Source organism: Gaetbulibacter sp. M240 (assembly GCF_043876815.1).
GTDB lineage: Bacteria > Bacteroidota > Bacteroidia > Flavobacteriales > Flavobacteriaceae > Gaetbulibacter_A.
This window is the reverse complement of record NZ_JBAWKA010000003.1, coordinates 22971-43026: the sequence shown is the minus strand read 5'-3', so window position 1 is coordinate 43026 and position 20056 is coordinate 22971. Positions and strand designations below refer to the sequence as shown.

The 20056-nt window shown below is 36.5% G+C and carries 11 protein-coding genes and 1 tRNA gene; 1 reads left to right on the top strand and 11 read right to left on the bottom strand.

The window, feature by feature from the left end; genetic code table 11:
• Window positions 1-50 precede the first annotated feature (50 nt).
• Window positions 51-992 carry a ribose-phosphate pyrophosphokinase gene (locus V8G61_RS09395; protein ID WP_394875329.1) on the bottom strand — a complete coding sequence of 314 codons (942 nt, stop codon included), beginning with the start codon at window positions 990-992 and terminating at the stop codon, window positions 51-53.
• Window positions 993-1135: 143 nt separating this feature from the next.
• Here V8G61_RS09395 and V8G61_RS09390 point away from each other — a divergent pair.
• A tRNA-Leu gene (locus V8G61_RS09390) sits at window positions 1136-1217 on the top strand.
• A gap of 439 nt (window positions 1218-1656) precedes the next feature.
• On the opposite strand, the gene ald is transcribed toward V8G61_RS09390, so the two are convergent.
• From ald to V8G61_RS09340, 10 genes are all read right to left on the bottom strand, one after another.
• Window positions 1657-2757, bottom strand: coding sequence for an alanine dehydrogenase (ald, locus tag V8G61_RS09385; protein WP_394875771.1), 1101 nt, complete (start codon window positions 2755-2757; stop codon window positions 1657-1659).
• Between the two features lie 222 nt (window positions 2758-2979).
• Window positions 2980-4440, bottom strand: coding sequence for a T9SS type A sorting domain-containing protein (locus V8G61_RS09380; protein ID WP_394875327.1), 1461 nt, complete (start codon window positions 4438-4440; stop codon window positions 2980-2982).
• A 191-nt stretch (window positions 4441-4631) separates the two neighbouring features.
• A complete protein-coding gene (locus tag V8G61_RS09375) occupies window positions 4632-6119 on the bottom strand; it encodes an aminotransferase class V-fold PLP-dependent enzyme (protein WP_394875326.1) in 1488 nt (495 codons plus the stop codon).
• Window positions 6120-6125: 6 nt separating this feature from the next.
• Entirely contained in the window at window positions 6126-8141 is a 2016-nt protein-coding gene (locus V8G61_RS09370; RefSeq protein WP_394875325.1) for a cytochrome c biogenesis protein CcdA, read from the bottom strand.
• Window positions 8142-8165: 24 nt separating this feature from the next.
• Entirely contained in the window at window positions 8166-10973 is a 2808-nt protein-coding gene (locus V8G61_RS09365; protein ID WP_394875324.1) for a M16 family metallopeptidase, read from the bottom strand.
• A gap of 218 nt (window positions 10974-11191) precedes the next feature.
• A complete protein-coding gene (locus V8G61_RS09360; protein WP_394875323.1) occupies window positions 11192-12571 on the bottom strand; it encodes a TlpA family protein disulfide reductase in 1380 nt (459 codons plus the stop codon).
• A gap of 207 nt (window positions 12572-12778) precedes the next feature.
• On the bottom strand, window positions 12779-13990 hold the full coding sequence (locus tag V8G61_RS09355) for a redoxin family protein (protein ID WP_394875322.1): 1212 nt from the start codon (window positions 13988-13990) through the stop codon (window positions 12779-12781).
• Window positions 13991-14065: 75 nt separating this feature from the next.
• Entirely contained in the window at window positions 14066-15046 is a 981-nt protein-coding gene (locus tag V8G61_RS09350; RefSeq protein WP_394875321.1) for a hypothetical protein, read from the bottom strand.
• Window positions 15047-15095: 49 nt separating this feature from the next.
• Entirely contained in the window at window positions 15096-16499 is a 1404-nt protein-coding gene (locus V8G61_RS09345) for a RagB/SusD family nutrient uptake outer membrane protein (protein ID WP_394875320.1), read from the bottom strand.
• A 12-nt stretch (window positions 16500-16511) separates the two neighbouring features.
• Entirely contained in the window at window positions 16512-20051 is a 3540-nt protein-coding gene (locus tag V8G61_RS09340) for a SusC/RagA family TonB-linked outer membrane protein (RefSeq protein WP_394875319.1), read from the bottom strand.
• Window positions 20052-20056: the final 5 nt, after the last annotated feature.

The following is a 20056-nucleotide window of genomic DNA, read 5'->3' as shown; positions in this document are numbered from 1 at the left end:
GTTTATTTATATAATTTAATTAAATACATTTTTGGCAAACACCGCAGGGTTTACATTATAAAATTGGATGCTATCGATTGGTTGTTGTGTACTTTCTCCATCACCTCAGCAAACAAATTCGCACAACTCAATACTCTGATCTTATCACTTAATGGTTTCACAGGAATAGAATCTGTAACGATCAATTCTTCCAATTTTGAGTTATTTATATTTTCATAGGCCTTCCCCGATAAAATAGGATGGGTACAAATGGCTCTTACGCTTAATGCGCCACGCTCCATCATCAGATCGGCTGCCTTCGTTAAGGTTCCCGCAGTATCCACCATATCATCTACCAACACCACATTTTTACCTTCTACATTACCAATAAGCTCCATATGCGAGATCACATTGGCCTTGGCACGTTGTTTATAACAGATCACCACATCACTTTGTAAGGCTTTAGAATAAGCATAAGCTCTTTTAGAACCTCCCATATCCGGTGAGGCTATGGTTAAGTTATCCAAATTCAATTCTCTTAGATATGGTAAAAAGATCGTTGACGCGAACAAATGATCTACGGGTTTTTCAAAAAAGCCCTGAATTTGATCGGCGTGTAGATCCATGGTAATAATACGTGTTGCACCGGCAGCTTCAAGCATTTTTGCTACTAATTTCGCTGCGATTGGCACACGAGGTTTATCTTTTCTGTCCTGTCTGGCCCAACCAAAATAAGGTAATACTGCTGTGACGTGTCTGGCAGAAGCGCGCTTCGCTGCATCGATCATCAAAAGCATTTCCATTAAATTTTCGGGGCCGGGATTTGTAGATCCGATAATAAAAATTCGGGTACCACGAATAGACTCTTCGTATGACGGTTGAAATTCACCATCACTATAGGTCGAGGTGATCACCTTACCTAAATCCACGCCAAAAGCCTTGGCTATTTTTTCTCCTAACACTTTACTCTGCGTACACGCAAAAATTTTAGCTTCTGTTATTACGATAGGCATGGCTATTAACTTGTTTTCTAGCGTTAAAACGGTCTGTTTTTTAACGAGGTGCAAATTTAGACATTTATTTTTACCTTGAAAGTATATTGTCTTTAATTTTTAATGGAGATTTAGAAAAAATATCTATTTTTGTAGCCCGAAATGCTCAAGTGGCGGAATTGGTAGACGCGCTGGATTCAAAATCCAGTTTCTTCGGAAGTGTGGGTTCGATTCCCACCTTGAGTACAGACAAAATTCGTAATATAATTGATATTCAATGATTTACGGATTTTTTGTTTTTATAAATGTAGGATTTATGTACAATACATAAGTTTTTGCTTGAAAACACCATCTTTCAAACTTCTATGAAAATTTGTTTTAAAGGATGCTAAATAGATCCCCTTATAATGGTAATGGACTATAGCATGTATAACTAAAGGTATCAAGAGATTGGTTCCAATTACATAAAAAAAGCCAACATGCCTGATAAATAAATGTAATATAAAGTTTATAGATAATTTTCTTGGGGTATAACTTATTTGAATTTCTGATATTGAATTTTCCATCGTTTAATGATGGCATTAAAGAAGGTCATACAAATTACATTATTGTATGACCTAGGTTTCTTTTTAACTCTTAATATACGATGTTAATTGGTAACCTTTTTTAATTAATAAGAATTTTTTTAAACTAAGTTTAGACTCATATCAAAAGCTTCAGCAATCTCAGGATAAACAATTTTTCCTTTTACGATGTTTAAGCCTTTCGATAAAGACTTATCCGTTTTACACGCTTTTTTCCAACCCATATCAGCTAACCTGATCACATAAGGAAGGGTAACATTCGTTAACGCCATCGTAGAGGTGTAAGGTACAGCTCCCGGCATATTCGCAACGGAATAATGTACGACATCATCAATAATATACGTAGGATCCTGGTGCGTGGTTGGCACCGTGGTTTCGAAACAACCCCCCTGATCTACAGCAACATCCACCATGACGGTTCCGGGTTGCATTTCTTTCAACATATCACGGGTAATCAACTTCGGTGCTTTAGCGCCTTTAATTAAGACCCCTCCAATAATCAAGTCAGCATCTTTGATATGTTTTCTGATGTTGTATTCACTTGAAAATTCACTGATCACGTTATTAGGCATGATATCACTAACATAACGTAAAGCTTTCATGTTGATATCCATGATAAATACGTTAGCACCCAATCCGGCTGCCATACGTGCTGCTTGAATCCCTACGACACCCGCTCCTAAAATAAGAACTTTGGCAGGAGGTACTCCAGGAACGCCACCCAACAAGATACCACGACCCATAATAGGTTTTTCTAAATATTTTGCACCTTGTTGCACAGACATACGCCCGGCAACTTCAGACATCGGGATCAATAATGGTAAACTACCGTCTTTATCTTCAACAGTTTCATAAGCGATACAAACCGCTTTACTTTCTATCATCGCTTTGGTAAGTACTTCACTTGAAGCAAAATGGAAATAAGTAAAAACTACCTGATCTTCTCTGATCAATTTATACTCAGGTTCAATAGGTTCCTTCACCTTTACGATCATATCGGCAGATGCATATACTTCTTCAATAGTATCAAGAATAATAGCACCAACTTCTTTATAATCGTCATCCAAAAAACCACTGTTATTACCTGCATTTTTCTGAATGTAGACCGTGTGATTTCGTTTCGTCAATTCAAAAACACCGGAAGGCGTCATCCCCACACGGTTTTCATTATTCTTAATCTCAATAGGAACTCCAATATTCATTATATTCATTTTTAAAAAGTTGTTTTTTATTCGGTATTTAACGTTATCCGAAAGCTAAAGGATAAACCACTTTTTAGCCTCCTCAATCCTATTAGGAATAAAGGTTATGTGAGCGATATCGTTTCTAACAGGCCAGTTTGTGCTTTTCGGGTTTCGAACAATCATTAAGGATTGAGAATTTTTAATAGGTTTATTGTATATAAATTCTAACCATTTTTTCGATCATTCTATTATCAGTTTTTTCGTAGTATTTCCCTGATCTGTTTCAATAATAAGATAATATAAACCTGTCGATAAGGTGGAAGTATTAATTATTTTACTTTCCGGAGTTAACACCAATTTTCCCAAATTATTGACAATTCGTAAACTTTTAAGTGTAACATTATTCGGTAACTTTATGTTAATTATATTTTTCGTTGGATTAGGGTAAACATTGAGGTAGGCTAAGTCTTGATTGTTTATCCCAAGCGTTTCGTTTAGATCATAAACTCTAACCTGGCCTGATCCGGCGCCATTACCATCATTTGCAGGCGCACCAATGGCCAGGATCTGATTATCACCACTTAGCGAAACAGACCATCCGGATACGTCTCCAGATGCGTCACCATCAATATCCTGTCCAATTTGAACCCAATTAGTAGATTGGAACTGGAAAACCCGTGTATTTCCAGCGGCTGATCCGTTGTTGCTGTTTAGATTAGATCCGATAGCCAAAACAGAACCATCACTGTTCAAACTAACGGACTGACCAGATCGATCACCTCCACTTTCCCCAAAAATATCCTGACCTAATTGGATCCAGTTGTTCGCTTGATTTTCGTAAACCTTTACTGAACCAGAATCTATTCCAGAACCATCAAATCGATTTGCGCCAACAGCCATAATATCGCCGGCATTATTTAAACTAACGGCATGACCTAGTTGGTCTCCGGCGTTAGCCCCATTGATAGTAGAGCCTATTTGTGTCCAATTACCAGCCTGGTTCTGAAATACTCGAATTTGACCTGCCCGTGAACCATTTGTACTGCTTCCGGTTGCACCAACACCCAAGATACTACCATCACCACTTAAACTTACTGATCTACCAAACTCATCTCCTGAATTTATTCCTGTGATATCTGTTCCTAATTGAACCCAAGTACTTGATTGATTCTGATAAACACGTACTCGCCCAGTACTTAAATTATTTAAATATGAACTTATAGCTAAAATACTTCCATCTGAATTCAATTTTACGGAATACCCTGATCCATCACCGGCCGCAGTGCCTAAAATATTTTGACCTATTTGCACCCAACTATTTGATTGATACTGAAAAACCCTTACATATCCAGCATCGTTTCCATTTGTATCATTATTTGGAGACCCAATAGCTAGTACATTACCATCTGAACTTAAACTAATGGACCACCCAAATTCATCGCCTGCAGCTTCTCCATTAATGTTTTGGCCTAATTGAACCCAGGAACCTGATTGATTCTGATAAACACGTACTTGCCCTGAATTAGATCCGTTTACATCAGAATTAGGAGAGCCAACTGCCATAATATCACCTAAATTATTATTGCTTAACGACCAACCAAATGCATCACCGCTGGTTGTTCCAAAAATTGAAGTACCAATTTGTGTTTGACTTATACCAAATACTGGTAAAAAGATTAGTATAGTAAGAATTTTTTTCATAATATGTTTTTTTTTCAACTAAAATAGTTAATTTTTAAATAAATTGAAATTTAAAATAGCTTTGAGCCATTTAGTTTTAGAAAAAATCTTTCAAATTATTTGCAAGCAATTTAATTGCTAACTGTTTTAGCCACATTCATTGTATTAAATCGTTTACAGGACTACTTTTCAAAAGTTTTGCTTGTATAGATTTAAAATCTAAACCACGTATTAACCATTTCTGGTTCAATAGATTTAAAGCTTATATGAACGAAATCGTTTTTATCAGGATCATACTTATAATCCTTTGACCATTCCTCAATATTTGCATCCAGTTCAACCAAAGCCTCACAGATAAAATTAATTTCATCATCTGTCATGGTAGGGTGTATAGACAAACGAACCCATCCTGGTTTTTCGGTATTGCAGCCCTCCAAGATTTGTTGTTCAATTGCTTTTGACGTTTGTTGATCAACATTTAACAAATAATGGCCATAGGTACCCGCACAGGAGCAACCTCCTCTGGTTTGAATTCCGAACCTATCGTTTAGAATCTTTACGACTAAATTAAAATGAAAGTCTTCAAAATAAAATGAAAAGATCCCTAGCCTATCTTTATGCTCTGAAGCTAATATTGATACTTTATCTAAACGCTCTAGTGTATTAAAGATTCTGTGATTAATCTCTGCTTCCCTTGCATGAATATTCTTTACGCCCATTTTTTCCTTTAACTGCATAGATAAGGCAACCTTGATGGTTTGCAAAAATGCAGGTGTACCCCCATCTTCTCTCATCTCAACATCATCGAAATAATCATGATCTCCCCATGGATTGGTATAACTTACTGTCCCTCCTCCAGGGTTGTCGGGCACCAGGTTCTTGTATAACTTTTTGTTGAATAATAATACTCCAGAACTTCCAGGGCCACCAAGAAACTTATGGGGTGAGAAGTATATGGCATCCAAATAACCCTCATTATTTTCTGGGTGCATATTAATTTCTACATAGGGTGCCGAGCAGGCAAAGTCTACAAAGCAAAGTCCATTGTATCTGTGCGTAAGTGCCGCGATATCATGATAATTTGTTTTAATACCTGTGACATTGGAGCAAGCTGTAATAGACGTTATCTTAAGTGGTCTGGTTTCATGTTTCTTTAAACAAGTCTCGAACTCCTCTAAACAGATCAAACCATTTTCTTTGGCGGGTACAACCACAACATCGGCAATGGTCTCCAGCCAAGAGGTTTGATTAGAATGATGCTCCATATGAGAAATGAATACTATGGGACGTTTTTCCTCAGGGATCTTAGTATGATCCTTGAGGTTCTCAGAAACCTTTAATCCAAGTATACGCTGGAATTTATTAACAACGCCTGTCATTCCGGAGCCATAGGTGATCAAAACGTCATCTTCATTAGCATTCACATGTTGTTTGATCATATCTCTGGCCTCGTGATATGCCAAGGTCATGGCGGCACCTGTGGTTGACGTTTCAGTATGGGTATTGGCAACAAAGGGACCAAAGACATTCATTAATTTATCTTCTATCGGCCTATACAGTCTGCCGCTTGCAGTCCAATCGCAATAAACTATTTTTTTCCTGCCATAGGGCGTATCAAATTCAGTATCAATACCAATAATATTCTTTCTGAACTTTGAAAAATAGAGCTCAAGCTTCGATACCTCGGAAACAGTTCTCATCCTTAATTACTTATTATTGAAAATCTTTAAGCCTTGCTCGAGGAACTTAGCATAATTATCAGTATTGGGAGTGTATCCTACGGGCTCGTTTAAAACTTCTTTCCCATCCGAACTTAGCAACACATAATAAGGTTGTGAGTTGGTCTGGAAGAACTGCGTTTGAAAGTTTGCCCATTTATGTCCGAAGTTCTTTAATTGCCTAGTTCCTCCATTGACCCTGTTCACCATGATCTGCTGGTCTTCAGGAAGTACTTTCTTATCATCCACATATAATGAAATTAACACATAATTATTTCTTAAATAATTATCAATAGTTGGATTTGACCAAACATGCTCTTCCATTTTTCTACAATTTACACAGGCGTAACCCGTAAAATCCAACATGATAGGTTTATTGACTTTTTTAGCATAGGCGATACCCGTTTTTAAATCTTTAAAACACGTTAAATTGTTCGGGCAATCGTTCGGATACAAAAAGCTATATCCCACAGGTGGCGCCAAACCACTCAATAGCGTTAAGGAGGAGAATGTTTTAGTTTCTTTGTTTACCATAAAACCTGAGGCTAAGTAAATGACGAACGATGCTACCAAAACTCCACCGGCTATTCTTGAAAATGACAATTTTTTAATTGGGGAATCATGTGGAAAATTGATTTTTCCAAATAAATACAAGGCTAGTCCTCCAAAAATAACAATCCAAATAATGAGGAATGGCTCAATTTTTAAAATACCCCAGTGTTGAACCAGATCGGCATTTGACAAAAATTTAAATGCCAGAGCAAGTTCGAGAAATCCCAGAATAACTTTGGTTGTATTTAACCAACCTCCCGATTTTGGTAAGGCATTCATCATATTTGGAAACATGGCAAATAGAGCGAAAGGCAAGCCCAATGATACACCAAAGCCTGTCATTCCAGCGGTTAACTGCCAAGCACCTCCATCAGCAGTTAATGATCCTGCCAACAAAGAGCCTAAAATAGGACCAGTACAAGAAAAAGAAACGATTGCTAAGGTTAGGGCCATAAAAAAGATCCCTATTAATCCACCTGCATTTTCACCTTTTGTGGTCTTGTTGGTCCAACTCGAAGGCAGGGTTAATTCGTAATAACCAAAGAATGAAAAGGCAAAGAATAAGAAAATCGCAAAGAAAATGACATTCAACCAAACATTCGTGGAGATTTCATTTAAAATATCTGGGTTCACAGAATCCAGTAAATGAAATGGCACACTTAAAAGGATATAAACAGCTAGTATAAAAAAGCCATAAAGCAAGGCTTTAGATATTCCTGAACTTTTACGTTGCCCACTGCTCTTTGTGAAAAAGCTCACAGTTAAAGGTATCATTGGAAACACGCAGGGTGTTAATAAGGCCAATAACCCCCCTAAGAAACCAAGTCCGAAAATACTCCACAATGTTTTGCTAGTACTCTTAGCGTTTGATACAATTATTTCAGGATTCTCCTGGGATGCGTCAGGTTTGATGATATCTTTTGGAGAGAGTCCATAAAGCTCACTATTTACTTCATTATTGTCTACAATAGGTCCAGGTTCTTTAATACTGCTCGTTCCTATTGAGCTATCCAAGTTGAATACCAGTTCCGCCTCGTTTGGAGGTGTACACCTTTCATCATTACAAGCCATGAACTCTACAGTTCCTTTAATGGCGCTTACATTAGGAGCCACTGTAACCTTTTGTATGAAACTAGCACTGTTTTCGAAAAATTTGATCGTCATTTTAAAAACTGGATCATTTACCGTGTGACCTTTTTCCTCAATTGTATTCCCAACTAAGTTTGCTTGTCCATTCAACATATTATAGGTAAATGTGGTGGGTATAGGGCCGCCTTCAGGGACATTTTGAGAATATAGGTGCCATCCTGTATCAATGGTAGCTTTTGAAATTAGCTTGTATTCTTTATCTGATAATTTCTCTACAGAGGTAGACCACTTTACAGGCTCAAATATTTGTGCACGCGCCAGCGTTATGTTGAGTAAAGCGAAAAGTAAAATGATTTTTTTCATAATGATTAGCTTTTTTTACTGTAATTACTGTTTTGGTTTGAAAACAACCTCATAGGATTTTCCATTTTCAAGCGCTTGTTTTGCGATATTTTGAATGTCCTTTTTAGACATGGTCTTCACTATATTTTCGAAGTCTTTTGGGTCATTCATATTTTCGTTGTATCTAAAGTAGGCTGTGAGAACTTGAAGTTCATATTCGTTTTTATCCTTCGCTTGCTGGCGTTCTTTAATAAAATTAACCCGCGTTTTATCTAGATCGGCATCACTGATTTCACCCTGTGCTATTTTTTGTAATTCTGAATTTACAATATCAACTAATTTGTCGGCCATATCAGGGTTACAATCAAACCTAAAGGAAATATAAACCTGAGATTTTGGTTCTCTTAAAAAATACGCCATAGCTCTTGGGCTGTAGGCCCCGCCTTCAGCTTCTCTTACAGTTTCGTTAATTCGTAATTGCAAAATGTCGCCAAGTGCCTCCGTATATATTTCATTACTTTTTGAGTAAGGCATCTCCTTTTTATGAACAATATTTATGGTTGCCTTAGGATCCTCCATAGTCAAATAAATGGCTTTATCTATGTTATCAGAAACCCATTCTGATCCGTTATTCTTAAAGGTTTCTCTGGTGTTCTTCGTTGTTAAACTCGCAACATATTTCTCCAGAAGTGGCTTTAATTGTTGTTCGCTAAGGTCACCAACAATAAAGAACTCGAAATCGGAGGCATCGCCAAAACGATTCATATAAATAGCTCTTATTTTTTCGAAAGAAATATCGTTTATATATTCCTGGTTAAAGATGCGCTCTTTCGGATTATTATTTCCAAATAGCGAAACCGTTAAACTATCTCGCATTTTTTCACCAATATTTTTACTTCTTCTGATGAGGTAATTGTTCATATTGCTTTTTAATACTTGGAAAGCCGATTCGTCAAAACGAGGTTTAACAAAATAGACATGTGCCAACTGCAACATGGTCTCAACATCTTTGGTGTTTGAATTCCCAAAAAGCGACTCATTTATTTGTTCCAAATTGATGCTAACATTAGCCGTTTTACCTGCTAGAATTTTTTGCAGATCGGTTGCTGAAAAATCACCTAAGCCAGACATTCGAACGAGGTCCTCTAAAACCTCTGCGGAAGGTAGATCTTGATCATTTAGCAATGATTTTCCACCATAACTCAGGGCATTTAAATAAACTTTATCCTTTTCTTTATCAACAAATTTGTAATGGACTTTAATTCCGTTACTTAAATAAAAGGTTGTCGCCCCTATGTCCTCATTAATTGTCGTTTTTAAAATCTTTCCTGGTTCTATTTGAAGGTCTGATACCAATGATTTGCCAGCTAGCGCTTCAGTGTAAGGTTTTAAGCTTGTATCATTTTCAACTTCCAAAATAATTTGCTTTGCCTGATCCTCGGTTAAATTTTCCTGATTTTCTACACCGGTTACATTCAGGTATCTGTTCTTTTTAGTATATAATCTTTTTATTGTAGCATGCAACTCCATCGTGCTAATTCCTTTGAATATCTCCTTGGCAAGGTTGTATTCTTTTTCAATATCAGTCATGGTACGGTTGTTCAAGAAATCATTTTGAATAGTTCTCTCAATGAGCGCATGATTCATATCGTTCCTTTTAGCTATTTGGTTCTCATAGGAGCTTGTAAATTTAGCAATGGCCCGATCTAACTCAGAGGGCAAGTAGCCATATTTCACGGCTTTAACCACTTCCGTCAAGACCTCTTTAAAAGCCTCTTTTTGTTGGTCAGGTTTTGGAAAAATTCTCAAACTAAAAGCGTTGGATGTTCTGGCCAATTGCCCGTAGCCCATTCTTGCAGCTAAAAAGCTGGCTTCTGGTTCTCGTGAGCTCTCCAAAACTCTTTCATATAGTAAACTTACCGCCATAGACTCCAGTAGGGAACGCTTTAGGTCCGCAACCGTTTCTGGTTCTAAGGATCTTTCATGTCGGATACCAAATTCCAAAGAAGCCGTTGATACTTCGGGGTCTGTACCTAAACTATATAGCATGTCCTCATTTTCAGGAATATGAATCACAATACGTTCCTTTGGGTTTTTAACTTCAGGTATTTCAGAAAATTGAGCCTTGATCTTATTTTCTATTTCTGCTACATCAACATCACCAATAATAGCAATAGCCTGCAGATCGGTTCTGTACCAGTCGTGGTAGAAATCTCTAAGGGTTTGATAATCAAAATTTTCTACAATATCCATTAATCCTATTGGTAATCTGTCGGCGTATTTTGAATTATTATATTTAATTGGTAAACTAGTTTTAAATAAACGCATCTGCCCACTTTGGCGTGTACGCCATTCTTCTTTAATAACTCCACGCTCAGCGTCGATTTCCTCATCGGTTAAGAGTAAATAATTAGACCAATCTTTTAGAATGGTTAAACAGGTGTCAACCAAACCATCTTTAGTAGGGATGTTATTTAAATTGTAAACGGTCTCATCAAAACTGGTGTAAGCATTAATATCCTTTCCAAAAACGGCACCGTGTTTCTGGAGGGTATTTAAAACACCCTTTCCAGGAAAATGCTCAGTGCCATTAAACGCCATGTGTTCGAGAAAATGTGCAAGTCCTTGTTGATCTTCATTTTCCAGAACTGAACCTACATTTTGGATGATGTAATAGCTCGCCGCGTCGTTTACAACGTCGGTGGTTTTTATATAATAGGTTAGGCCATTTGGAAGTACGCCCTTTTTAATTGATTGGTCTACAGGTAGTGCACTCCCAAGATCAATGGTTTGCGCGCCTGCCTTTATGTTAAAAGCTAGGCTAAGAATAATAACAATAATGTAACGCTTCATAAGATGTTTTGTGTTTAAATTGAACTTCTAATTTCCTCTAACCCTAATTTATTTTAGTAAAAAGGGCTGTTTTTTAAGACAGCCCTTCTGCTAATTCTTCATAATAGAGTGACTAATTCAAATATGAAAAACTTAGTAGTGGATCTTTTTATTCCTAGTTGCTTTATAATCGGCTTGCCCCTATTAATAAAATGTTAAAATTTAGACCTATAGATAGCTTAAATATTTAAATCATTGAATAAATCGATCAGATCCGGTGAGGAAGGCCGAGGCGCACTTCGATTTACAATATTACCTTGCGGGTCTATTAAAATGAATTGAGGAATACCTCTTATTTGATAGGATTTTACAAAGTCGGAATTAAATGCATTGTCGGCAATTAATTGAACACCACTCAGCTCTTTTTCCTTTATCATGGTCCTCCATTTATCGTAATCTTTCTGCTTATCTACCGAAATGCTTACAAATTCAATGTTTTTGTTGCCATGGTATTTTTTTTCCACTTCCTTTAAAAAAGGTATCTCAGCCTTACAGGGTCCGCACCATGTTGCCCAAACATCGATATAAACATATTTTCCATTTAATTGGTCGAGGGATGTTACACCTCCCTTATAATTTTCATAATTCACAAACTTAGGCGATAGATTTCCTTTTTCTAATGATTTTACCTCCTGATATTTTTGTGCTACCTTTTTTTTATGATCTTGGTTAGTAGATAATTTCATGTAGGCCTCCAAGCTTGGTTTGAAGGTGTTCTCTGAAATCAATATACCCATAATGGTTTGGCGTAATAGAGCATTACGGATAAATTCTGTTTTAAACAAATTTGCTGCCTCAATTCGGGCCATCGCTTTAGTAAGTTTTCCAATGTTTAAGAGGCTATCAATATTTTCCCAATGCCTTCTGCTCACTAAACTTTGGTAATACTTCGATTCTTTATAATCGTCATCGCGTTCATAATCTAAATGATCTGTTTCTTCTAAAAAATCGTCGGATACATTAAAATCTGGGTCCTTGGCATAATATCTGTGATTGACAGGATAATATGAAAAACTATTAAGGCGCCAGTATTTTAGATGGCGCGTCAACTTGGTTTTAAATAAAGGATTGAGCTCGTGGGAACTATTTAACAATGACAATAGCTCATTTTGTTGCTTAAGAACCAAATTTTTAAAGTCTGTTTCTCCAAGCAAATAGTCTTTGGGTCTTTCTTTTTCATAGGCCTGTATACTTTTATTAATAGTTTGAAGTTCATAGTTTTCTGAGGAACCTTTCCCGTGAAATGTCAAGGAGCCTTCAAAATCATTAGCATCACAGGTTATCGTCAGGTTATCGCCTTTAAAGAATACTATTTGGGTTGATTTTCGGCGCCCCGCAGACAGGGTATATAAGCCAGGTTCAATGGCAAGCGAATCTCGAAAGCGTCCATCCGCCATTAAAGTGATTTCATATTTAAAATCCCGATCATTATTTGTTAAGGAGAGGTTGCTGATAGCTTCATTGTTGTTTATTTGCCCTTTTATTAGAGCATACTCTGGTGTAGTCTCCTTACAGGCTGTAAGAATGAGAAGAATCAGGATTAGTGATATTTTTTTCATAATAATATGTGTTTTGTGTGTTACTTCGATCACTGCTTGAGAAGGAAGGAATGTCTTATTTAATTATTTTCAATAGGTGTCTAGATATCCTATCTATATCGTTTTTTGAACATTTTATAGTAAAAAAATTGGGCAATTTTTTTGAATTGCCCAATTAGCATACTCCATTTACTCAATATGAAATATTCAAAAAACTAACTCAATTACTTAGGATTTTGAGAAAATGTTGTCTATCATTTGATACATATCAACTTTTTCTTGATTTTTCGAACTATAGATTATTTTACCTTCAGGATCTATTAATATTTTTGTTGGAAAAGAATTAACATTAAAAGGTATTAAGAGATCGTTTTCGTTGGTAGTTTGTACGTGTGTCCAACTGTAATCACGGTCTTCAATAGCCTTTTTCCATTTGCTTGTTGCATCTCCAGAATTGATCCCGACCACTACAAAATTCTTTTCGGAATATTTATCGGCATATTCTTTAATTTTTGGGATTTCCGCCATACATGGCCCGCACCATAGCCCCCAATAATCCAAAAGAACGTAATTCCCTTTTAAAGATGATAAATCAAAATCTGAACCATCATAGGTGTTTTTCGTGCTTAATTCAGGGGCTTGCATACCAATCATTGTTCTTTCAACAGCTTCTAATCGATTTTTTATCTCATCGTAAAAAGAAGTTCCCGCCAAAATTTCACTATCTAAGCTGTTAAATAGTTGTTTAGCCTCTTTGTGATCAAAGTATTTTCGGTAGTAGGCATCACGAAATATATAAGTAGCTGCTATAGATTTAGGGTTATTACTAATAAATTCCTTTTTGAGTTCAATAGCTTTTTTTCGCAGTGCTTGGATAGAGTCTCTTAATTGACCTAAAACACTTTCATTTAATTTTTCTTTGTAAGTTCTAACAGATAACGCGTGTGCCTTATCGATTAAAGGGAATGTTTGCAAATGGATTTTCGATAAATCGTTGTTCACGCCTTTCTCATCTGAAAGTTGAGCTTCCACGCTATAGTCTTTAACTTCACCTGTACATGTAATAGTCGCTCCCGGATAACCAATAAACCATAGTCTGTTTACATCTGCCTTTGTGCTAGAAGAATATTCCTTACCATTATAAACGGTTGTCCAGGATCTAGGCTTTGTAACGGCCAAATAATATATTTTATATCCTGTTAAGGAATCGGTAAACGTGAACTTTCCATTAGTTACCCTAAGGGTATCAACTCTAAGGCCATTTGGGTATTTGTTATCCTTTTCCCAGTATATCAAATAATCCTCGTCTAAACCTTTAAGATCGACAGACATGGTAAAAGTGTTTGATGTTTCTGTTGGTTGAGAATCTCCTTCAGATTTACATTGATATATCGATGTAATGAAAAAAAGAAGGATAAATAAGCGAATTAAATTTTTCATTTTCTATAGTGTTTTTAATGAGACAAGAAAAAAGGAGGGTTAAAAACCGAACCTCCTTTTTTCTAGCCTTAAGAATTAAAGTTTAACAATTGATAGAGGTACTGGCCACTGCAGTCCATCAGACCTTCTGATCTCAATAGTGCCGTATTCTGAATATAAGGCAGTAAATCTATTGGTCCAATAAAGGGTTAAAACATCGTCTGTAGCACTAACGACTTCCCATTCACTATCGTAATAAGACTCTGCTGAAATGATCGTAAGGACGTTGTTAGAAGCGTCGAATTTTAAAGTCCCACCTCTCGGACCGCCATAAGCACCTCCGAATGACATGTCAAGACAGTCATATTCGCCTTCATTAGCCCCTGGCACAAATTCTACTGTTCCTGTAGAACCCACATTAATCTTTGCATGTGAATAACGAACTGTACCCGTTCCTACTTCGATCCATTTGTAATCAAATACACCTATCCATGTATCTACAATAGCTAATTCGGCCTCAAAGGCATAGGTACAACCCACACCAAAGCAATCTCTTCTGGTGTCAACTATGTTCCCATCTTTGCCTGTAATAACCCATTTGAGTTCGTACAGATCACCCGTGTTAACATCTGTTCTTGTTGTGGAAGAAAATTCACTTTCAAAAAGGTTGTAGATCATATCCTTAGAAATAACGATATCAAATGTTTTTGCTGGATTGGAAACGCTAGTTAAAAGTTTTCCTGTACTACCACCAATATAATTGTAGTCCTCACCTATCTTTTCTTCTGCGAAGGCATAAAAATCAATCTTGGCTATGTTTTCAATAGTTGTAGATTCAGATTCGAAGGTCACGTTGAACGTCAGTTCTGTGGTTCCCCAAAATTCCTCTCCCGTACCATTGTTGATTTTATAAACAAAATTTTTACTTTCTCCTTGTGGGGAAAATGTCAGTGTCGCATTTTCCATCCATGTAGGATTATAAGCTTCGGGTTGTTTAACATCCAGAACATCTTCCTCACAAGAATTTAAAAATGGCACAAATGAGATCACCATTAATATTAATATTAATTTTTTCATTTCTATATGTTTTATGTTATGTATGACTTTGTCATACAGGAGTTAAGTGTTAATTTAAATTTGGATTGATACTACGCACAGCGCGTGGTATTTTTACGTAATAATGTTCGCTACCCGGTTCCAAAGTAAAGGTTTCGCCTGTTAATGGATTTGTTCTGGTGAACGTTGGGATATTGTCCCCGTAAACATGGTATCGCTTTAAATCGTATAGATTTAATCCAGAACCATGTAGCTCTTTTCTTCTTTCATTTTTAATGATAGTCAAGGTTGTGGCATTATCCGTATGAACAAAAGGTGTGAAATTACTTATCCTATTCTCTAATAATGTATTTAAAGCCGCCATGGCTCCAGGCCCATCGTTTGTTCTAATTTTTGCTTCAGCATTGGTTAACAGTAATCGTGGTACCGTTAGACCTATTTGTGTTCTAGGAAAAAAGAAAACGTAATACGGGCTTAAATCCTCTCCACCAGGAGATTCTTGAGTGGCTCTTAAGTACCATCTCCTATCATTCGCCTGATCAAATAATTGTGCGAAATCAGGGTGATATAATTGGTAAGAACTAAACGCGTAGTCTTCTCTATTAAAGCGATTCCAAATGGCCTCAGTATTACCATCTCTATACTGGTAATCATCATTTGTATAACCTGCATATATGTTACTTGTATCCGCCAGTTCGAAGGTCGTCCAATCGTGTAAGAAGTCATAAAGTTCAAGAGCTTTGTCAGAATTTAATTTGGCCTCTTCAAAATTACCCATGTGTAAATGAACTTCGGCTAATAATCCATAAACAGAAGCTCTGCCAGGTCTCCAGTTACCAACAACATTAATATCTGGATAAGAATCAGTGAATAGCTCTAATGCATTATTCAAATCTGAAAGTATCTGATCATAAACTTGGCCTAGCGATGACTTTCCGTAAGCAGCCCGTAAATCTAAATTTAGGGGAATTGGTATTCCAGGAATATCTCTATTATTAGGGTCATATGCCGGAGCATATTCTGTAACTCCTAAGAACAGTTCCATGGCACGTTGCGCATAAGCTTCACCTTTTATATTAGATCTGTCAGCCTCATTGAAAGACCCTAGGTCTGCGTCATCAATTTCGCTTAATATAAAATTGCTTAAATGAATGAATTTGTAGATAGATATATAATCGTTATCACTTTGATCTTCCTCTGTTAAATCAGATTGCCAGGTGTAGGCATTAACATCTATGAGGTCATTTGAAATTGTACTAAAACTTAGATCGTTCATAAACACATCCGGATCCATAAGTGCAATATTTCTAGATCGATTAAAAAAGTAATCAGGCGTATTCAGAAGGTTATTAAAATCTTCTAACGTTGATGGGATTGTTGTTCCTGTAGGAATAACATCCAGAAACTCATCGGGGTCCTGACAAGAGAACATCCCCAATACAAAAACTAATATGTATATTTTACTTAATTTCATAATTTTTTATTTTTAAAAGTTAGCTCGTAATCCAAATGTGAATCTTGTTAGATTACTATAAGCAGCCTGAGATGTAGATATTGTTGGATCTATGCCTAAGTCATTTGAAACCCATAAGAACGGATTAGTGACTTGCATTGTAAGTCTTAAATTATTCAAAAATGTTGTGTTTAAAAGCTTTTCAGAGAAGGTGTATCCTAAAATGATATCTTGTACTCTTATATAATCGCCTTTATGCGTATTAACCGTGGAATAAGACCACATTAAATCCTGGCGGGCTTGAAAGAATGAACGTTCATTTTCTCCTGTACGTGGGTTTAGACCCTCATAGAACATTCTTGGTACATTGGTTATATTTTCATCACCTGGGTTTCTCCAACGGTTACCCCATGTTTTATCCAATCTGATGTTGCTAAACTCAAGTCCATAGAAATCAGCATTGTAAGATCCTGCACCAGTATTTAATCTGTTCGTATCATATCTATATGCAAAATCAGCAGCAAAATTTAAATTCGCGGTGAGATCGAAGCCTTTGTAACGCACTGTAGTGGAAAAACCACCGTATACTTGAGGTGTTTTGTTTCCGCTGAAAACAACATCTTCTTTTGTGAAATTATTACGTGCATCAGCCCAATGTGTCGCGACGCCATTGCGATCGAAAAACGTAGCTTCTCCATTGGCATCTAGTCCTGCAAAATTATAGCTATAAAAGTTATTAACGGGATCTCCAATAGCACGCTCAAGACCTTGCGCTAGTCGCTGAGCCGTGTCAAAAGGTGATTCAATATCAGTTATAACATTGTCATTTGAATTAAAATTACCACGAATAGTCCATCCAAAATCTTGATTGTCTACGATATTAGCGCTTAGTTGAAATTCCCATCCGGTATTTTCAATCGATGCATAATTTACCAAAGCACTTGTAAAGCCTACCGTTGGGTCTAACGAGGTACTACCATATACATCTGTGCTTATTCTCTTATAGTATTCTATAGAGCCAGATAATCTATTATTGAATAATCCAAAGTCCAAAGCATAATTTTGAGTAGCTGTTTCTTCCCATTTTAAGCCCGGGTTTGCCGGACGGAACAATCTGGAAAAGAAATAAGAATTTCTATATGTGTTTGTTCTGGAACTTGCCGTGGCATATGGAGATGCATTAACAAGTGTATTACCATTAAGACCATAAGTTGCTCTTAAAGTTAAGTTATCAACCCAGTCCACATTGTTCATAAAACTTTCTTTTGAAAGTTTCCACCCTGCACCAACAGACCAGAGTGGTTTATATCTAAAATCTGGGTCGCTACCAAAAATATTAGCCTGATCTACTCGGTAACTGGCGTTAAGCAAATATTTATTATTGAAAGTATAACCCAAATTCGCAAAATAAGCTACAAATCGATTATCGCTATTGCTAACCCTTTGAAAATTATTTGCTCTGTATATGTTAGCATCAATTGAGAAATTATTAAAATCGGTTATTTGCCGTCTGAATAGATCAAATTCATCGTACACCACGTAAAGTGTAGCTTGTCGATTATAACCAAAAGCACGATTCACATCACTTTCTCTATAACGTCTGTTATACTCAACCCCACCAAATAGTGTTATATCATGCTTTCCAAATGTTTTATCATAATTAAAGGTGTTTCGCATAGTCCAACCTTTATAATACTCCTGTTCTCTTTCATAATCTGAACCTACAGGTATTTGGTACGTTCCATCTTTATAAAATGAATTGATTAAATTTCGATGTGATGGTAATGACATATTTCTATAATTATCGGCAATACCAGCACCACGCTCATAGCGGAAAGAAGGTGTGACTACAAAACCATCAAATAGTTCAACATCCATCTTAAAATCTGCTCGCAGATCCAAAAACTGACTGCTGTTATCTAAATTTCTTTGTTCTTCCAGAATATTGAAGGTGTGCGGGGAACCAACAATAGCTTCTCGTTCTTGTGATAACCAAGGATTGTAGCTTGCATATTTCTGTACATATTGACCATTTTCATCTACAATTTCATCATAAGCCTGTAATTCTCTAAGTCTACCTGTATCTACTCCATTAGCTTTTTGAGTTCTAAGAACCGTAGTAATACCTGCAGTAAACTTAATTTTATCAGAAAAATCAAATGTGTTTCTCAGATTAAAGGTTAACCTGTCATCCTCATCGCCAATAGTAGCTGCTTGATAATCGGTATAAGAGATCGATGCGAAGTAGGTATTTCTTTCTCCGCCTCCTGATAAGGTTAGGTTATGTGTTTGTCTGAATGCATTTCTGAACAGGTATTTTTCAAGCTGTTTGGTTACATCTTCTCTGCTTCTTAAGTTATTTATATAGTTATCGAATGTGTTTTGAGACCAAAGTGTACCGTCTGGAGCATTGCCATTTCTATATACATAAGCCAAATGTAAATCATTGATACTTCCAATTCCAGAACCAAGTAAGGCCGGATCGATCCAATTTTTTTCAATAAATTCAAGATCGGCATCAATTTCACCATTAACATCCAAGAAGTTAAGGTCATCTAGATTAACTTTGTTCTCAAATTCAACAAAAGAAGAATAATCTACAGACAATTTTTTATTTTTATCTCCTGTTTTAGTTGTGATAACTATAACACCGTTGGAAGCTCGAGCACCCCAAACAGAGGCAGCAGCGGCATCTTTAAGGACTGTTAACGTCTCAATATCCTCAGGGTTAATGGTGTTGTAGTCTTCTTGTCTTGTTAATGGAAATCCATCAACAACAATTAAAACATCATCACCGCCATTCAGTAAGGTTGATCGTCCTCTGATTTCAATTTTACCTGTTGCCGGACTTACGTTTACTCCGGGAACCTGTCCTACAATACGCTCTAAGAACGTCGCTGCAGGACGCTGTTGTAATTGCGATTCTTTTACCGTCTCAAACGATCCTGTAGCTCTTTCCTTAGAAAGAATTTGATACCCCGTTACTACAACCTCAGCTAAATCATTAACATCTTCCTTTAGCTGAATATTTACATTAGTATAATATGTTAAATCACCTACATTTAATGTAGCCGATACGAAACCAATATAGGAATACTCTAAAATAGCATCATCCCTAACTGTAATTGTGTAAGCTCCATTAAAATCTGTGACAACCCCGTTTGTCGTGCCTTTTTCTAAAATTGTAACTCCAGCCAAAGGCATTCCCTCTTCATCTGTAATCGTACCGGAAATATTAACCTTTTGTTGACGTCTAGTTTGCTCAGGTTTTACCTTCTTTATTAAAATGGTGTTGTTGTCATCTATTGTAAACTCTAGATTACTGTTCTGAAGTGCCTTTTTCAATAAATTGATCGCTGATATTTCTCCTTTTTCCAATAAGACAGCCGGAGCATTAGCAAAAAGACGCTTTGGAAAAATAAAATGGTAATTGGTTTGTTGCTGTATGATGTTAAAAACCTCATTAGCAGAAACCGTTTGGTCTTGATTTATAATTACTTTTTCCTGTGAAAACGTTGTTTCAGGCGTCAAGCTAAAAACAGTCGTACACAAAAGGAAGATAATCATTCTCATAATTA

Coding starts and splice junctions, on each gene's coding strand:
- V8G61_RS09355 (WP_394875322.1), bottom strand. CDS start 13,990: ATGAAAAATTTAATTCGCTTATTTATCCTTCTTTTTTTCATTACATCG.
- V8G61_RS09395 (WP_394875329.1), bottom strand. CDS start 992: ATGCCTATCGTAATAACAGAAGCTAAAATTTTTGCGTGTACGCAGAGT.
- V8G61_RS09380 (WP_394875327.1), bottom strand. CDS start 4,440: ATGAAAAAAATTCTTACTATACTAATCTTTTTACCAGTATTTGGTATA.
- V8G61_RS09360 (WP_394875323.1), bottom strand. CDS start 12,571: ATGAAAAAAATATCACTAATCCTGATTCTTCTCATTCTTACAGCCTGT.
- V8G61_RS09370 (WP_394875325.1), bottom strand. CDS start 8,141: ATGAAAAAAATCATTTTACTTTTCGCTTTACTCAACATAACGCTGGCG.
- V8G61_RS09350 (WP_394875321.1), bottom strand. CDS start 15,046: ATGAAAAAATTAATATTAATATTAATGGTGATCTCATTTGTGCCATTT.
- V8G61_RS09375 (WP_394875326.1), bottom strand. CDS start 6,119: ATGAGAACTGTTTCCGAGGTATCGAAGCTTGAGCTCTATTTTTCAAAG.
- V8G61_RS09365 (WP_394875324.1), bottom strand. CDS start 10,973: ATGAAGCGTTACATTATTGTTATTATTCTTAGCCTAGCTTTTAACATA.
- V8G61_RS09340 (WP_394875319.1), bottom strand. CDS start 20,051: ATGAGAATGATTATCTTCCTTTTGTGTACGACTGTTTTTAGCTTGACG.
- ald (WP_394875771.1), bottom strand. CDS start 2,757: ATGAATATTGGAGTTCCTATTGAGATTAAGAATAATGAAAACCGTGTG.
- V8G61_RS09345 (WP_394875320.1), bottom strand. CDS start 16,499: ATGAAATTAAGTAAAATATACATATTAGTTTTTGTATTGGGGATGTTC.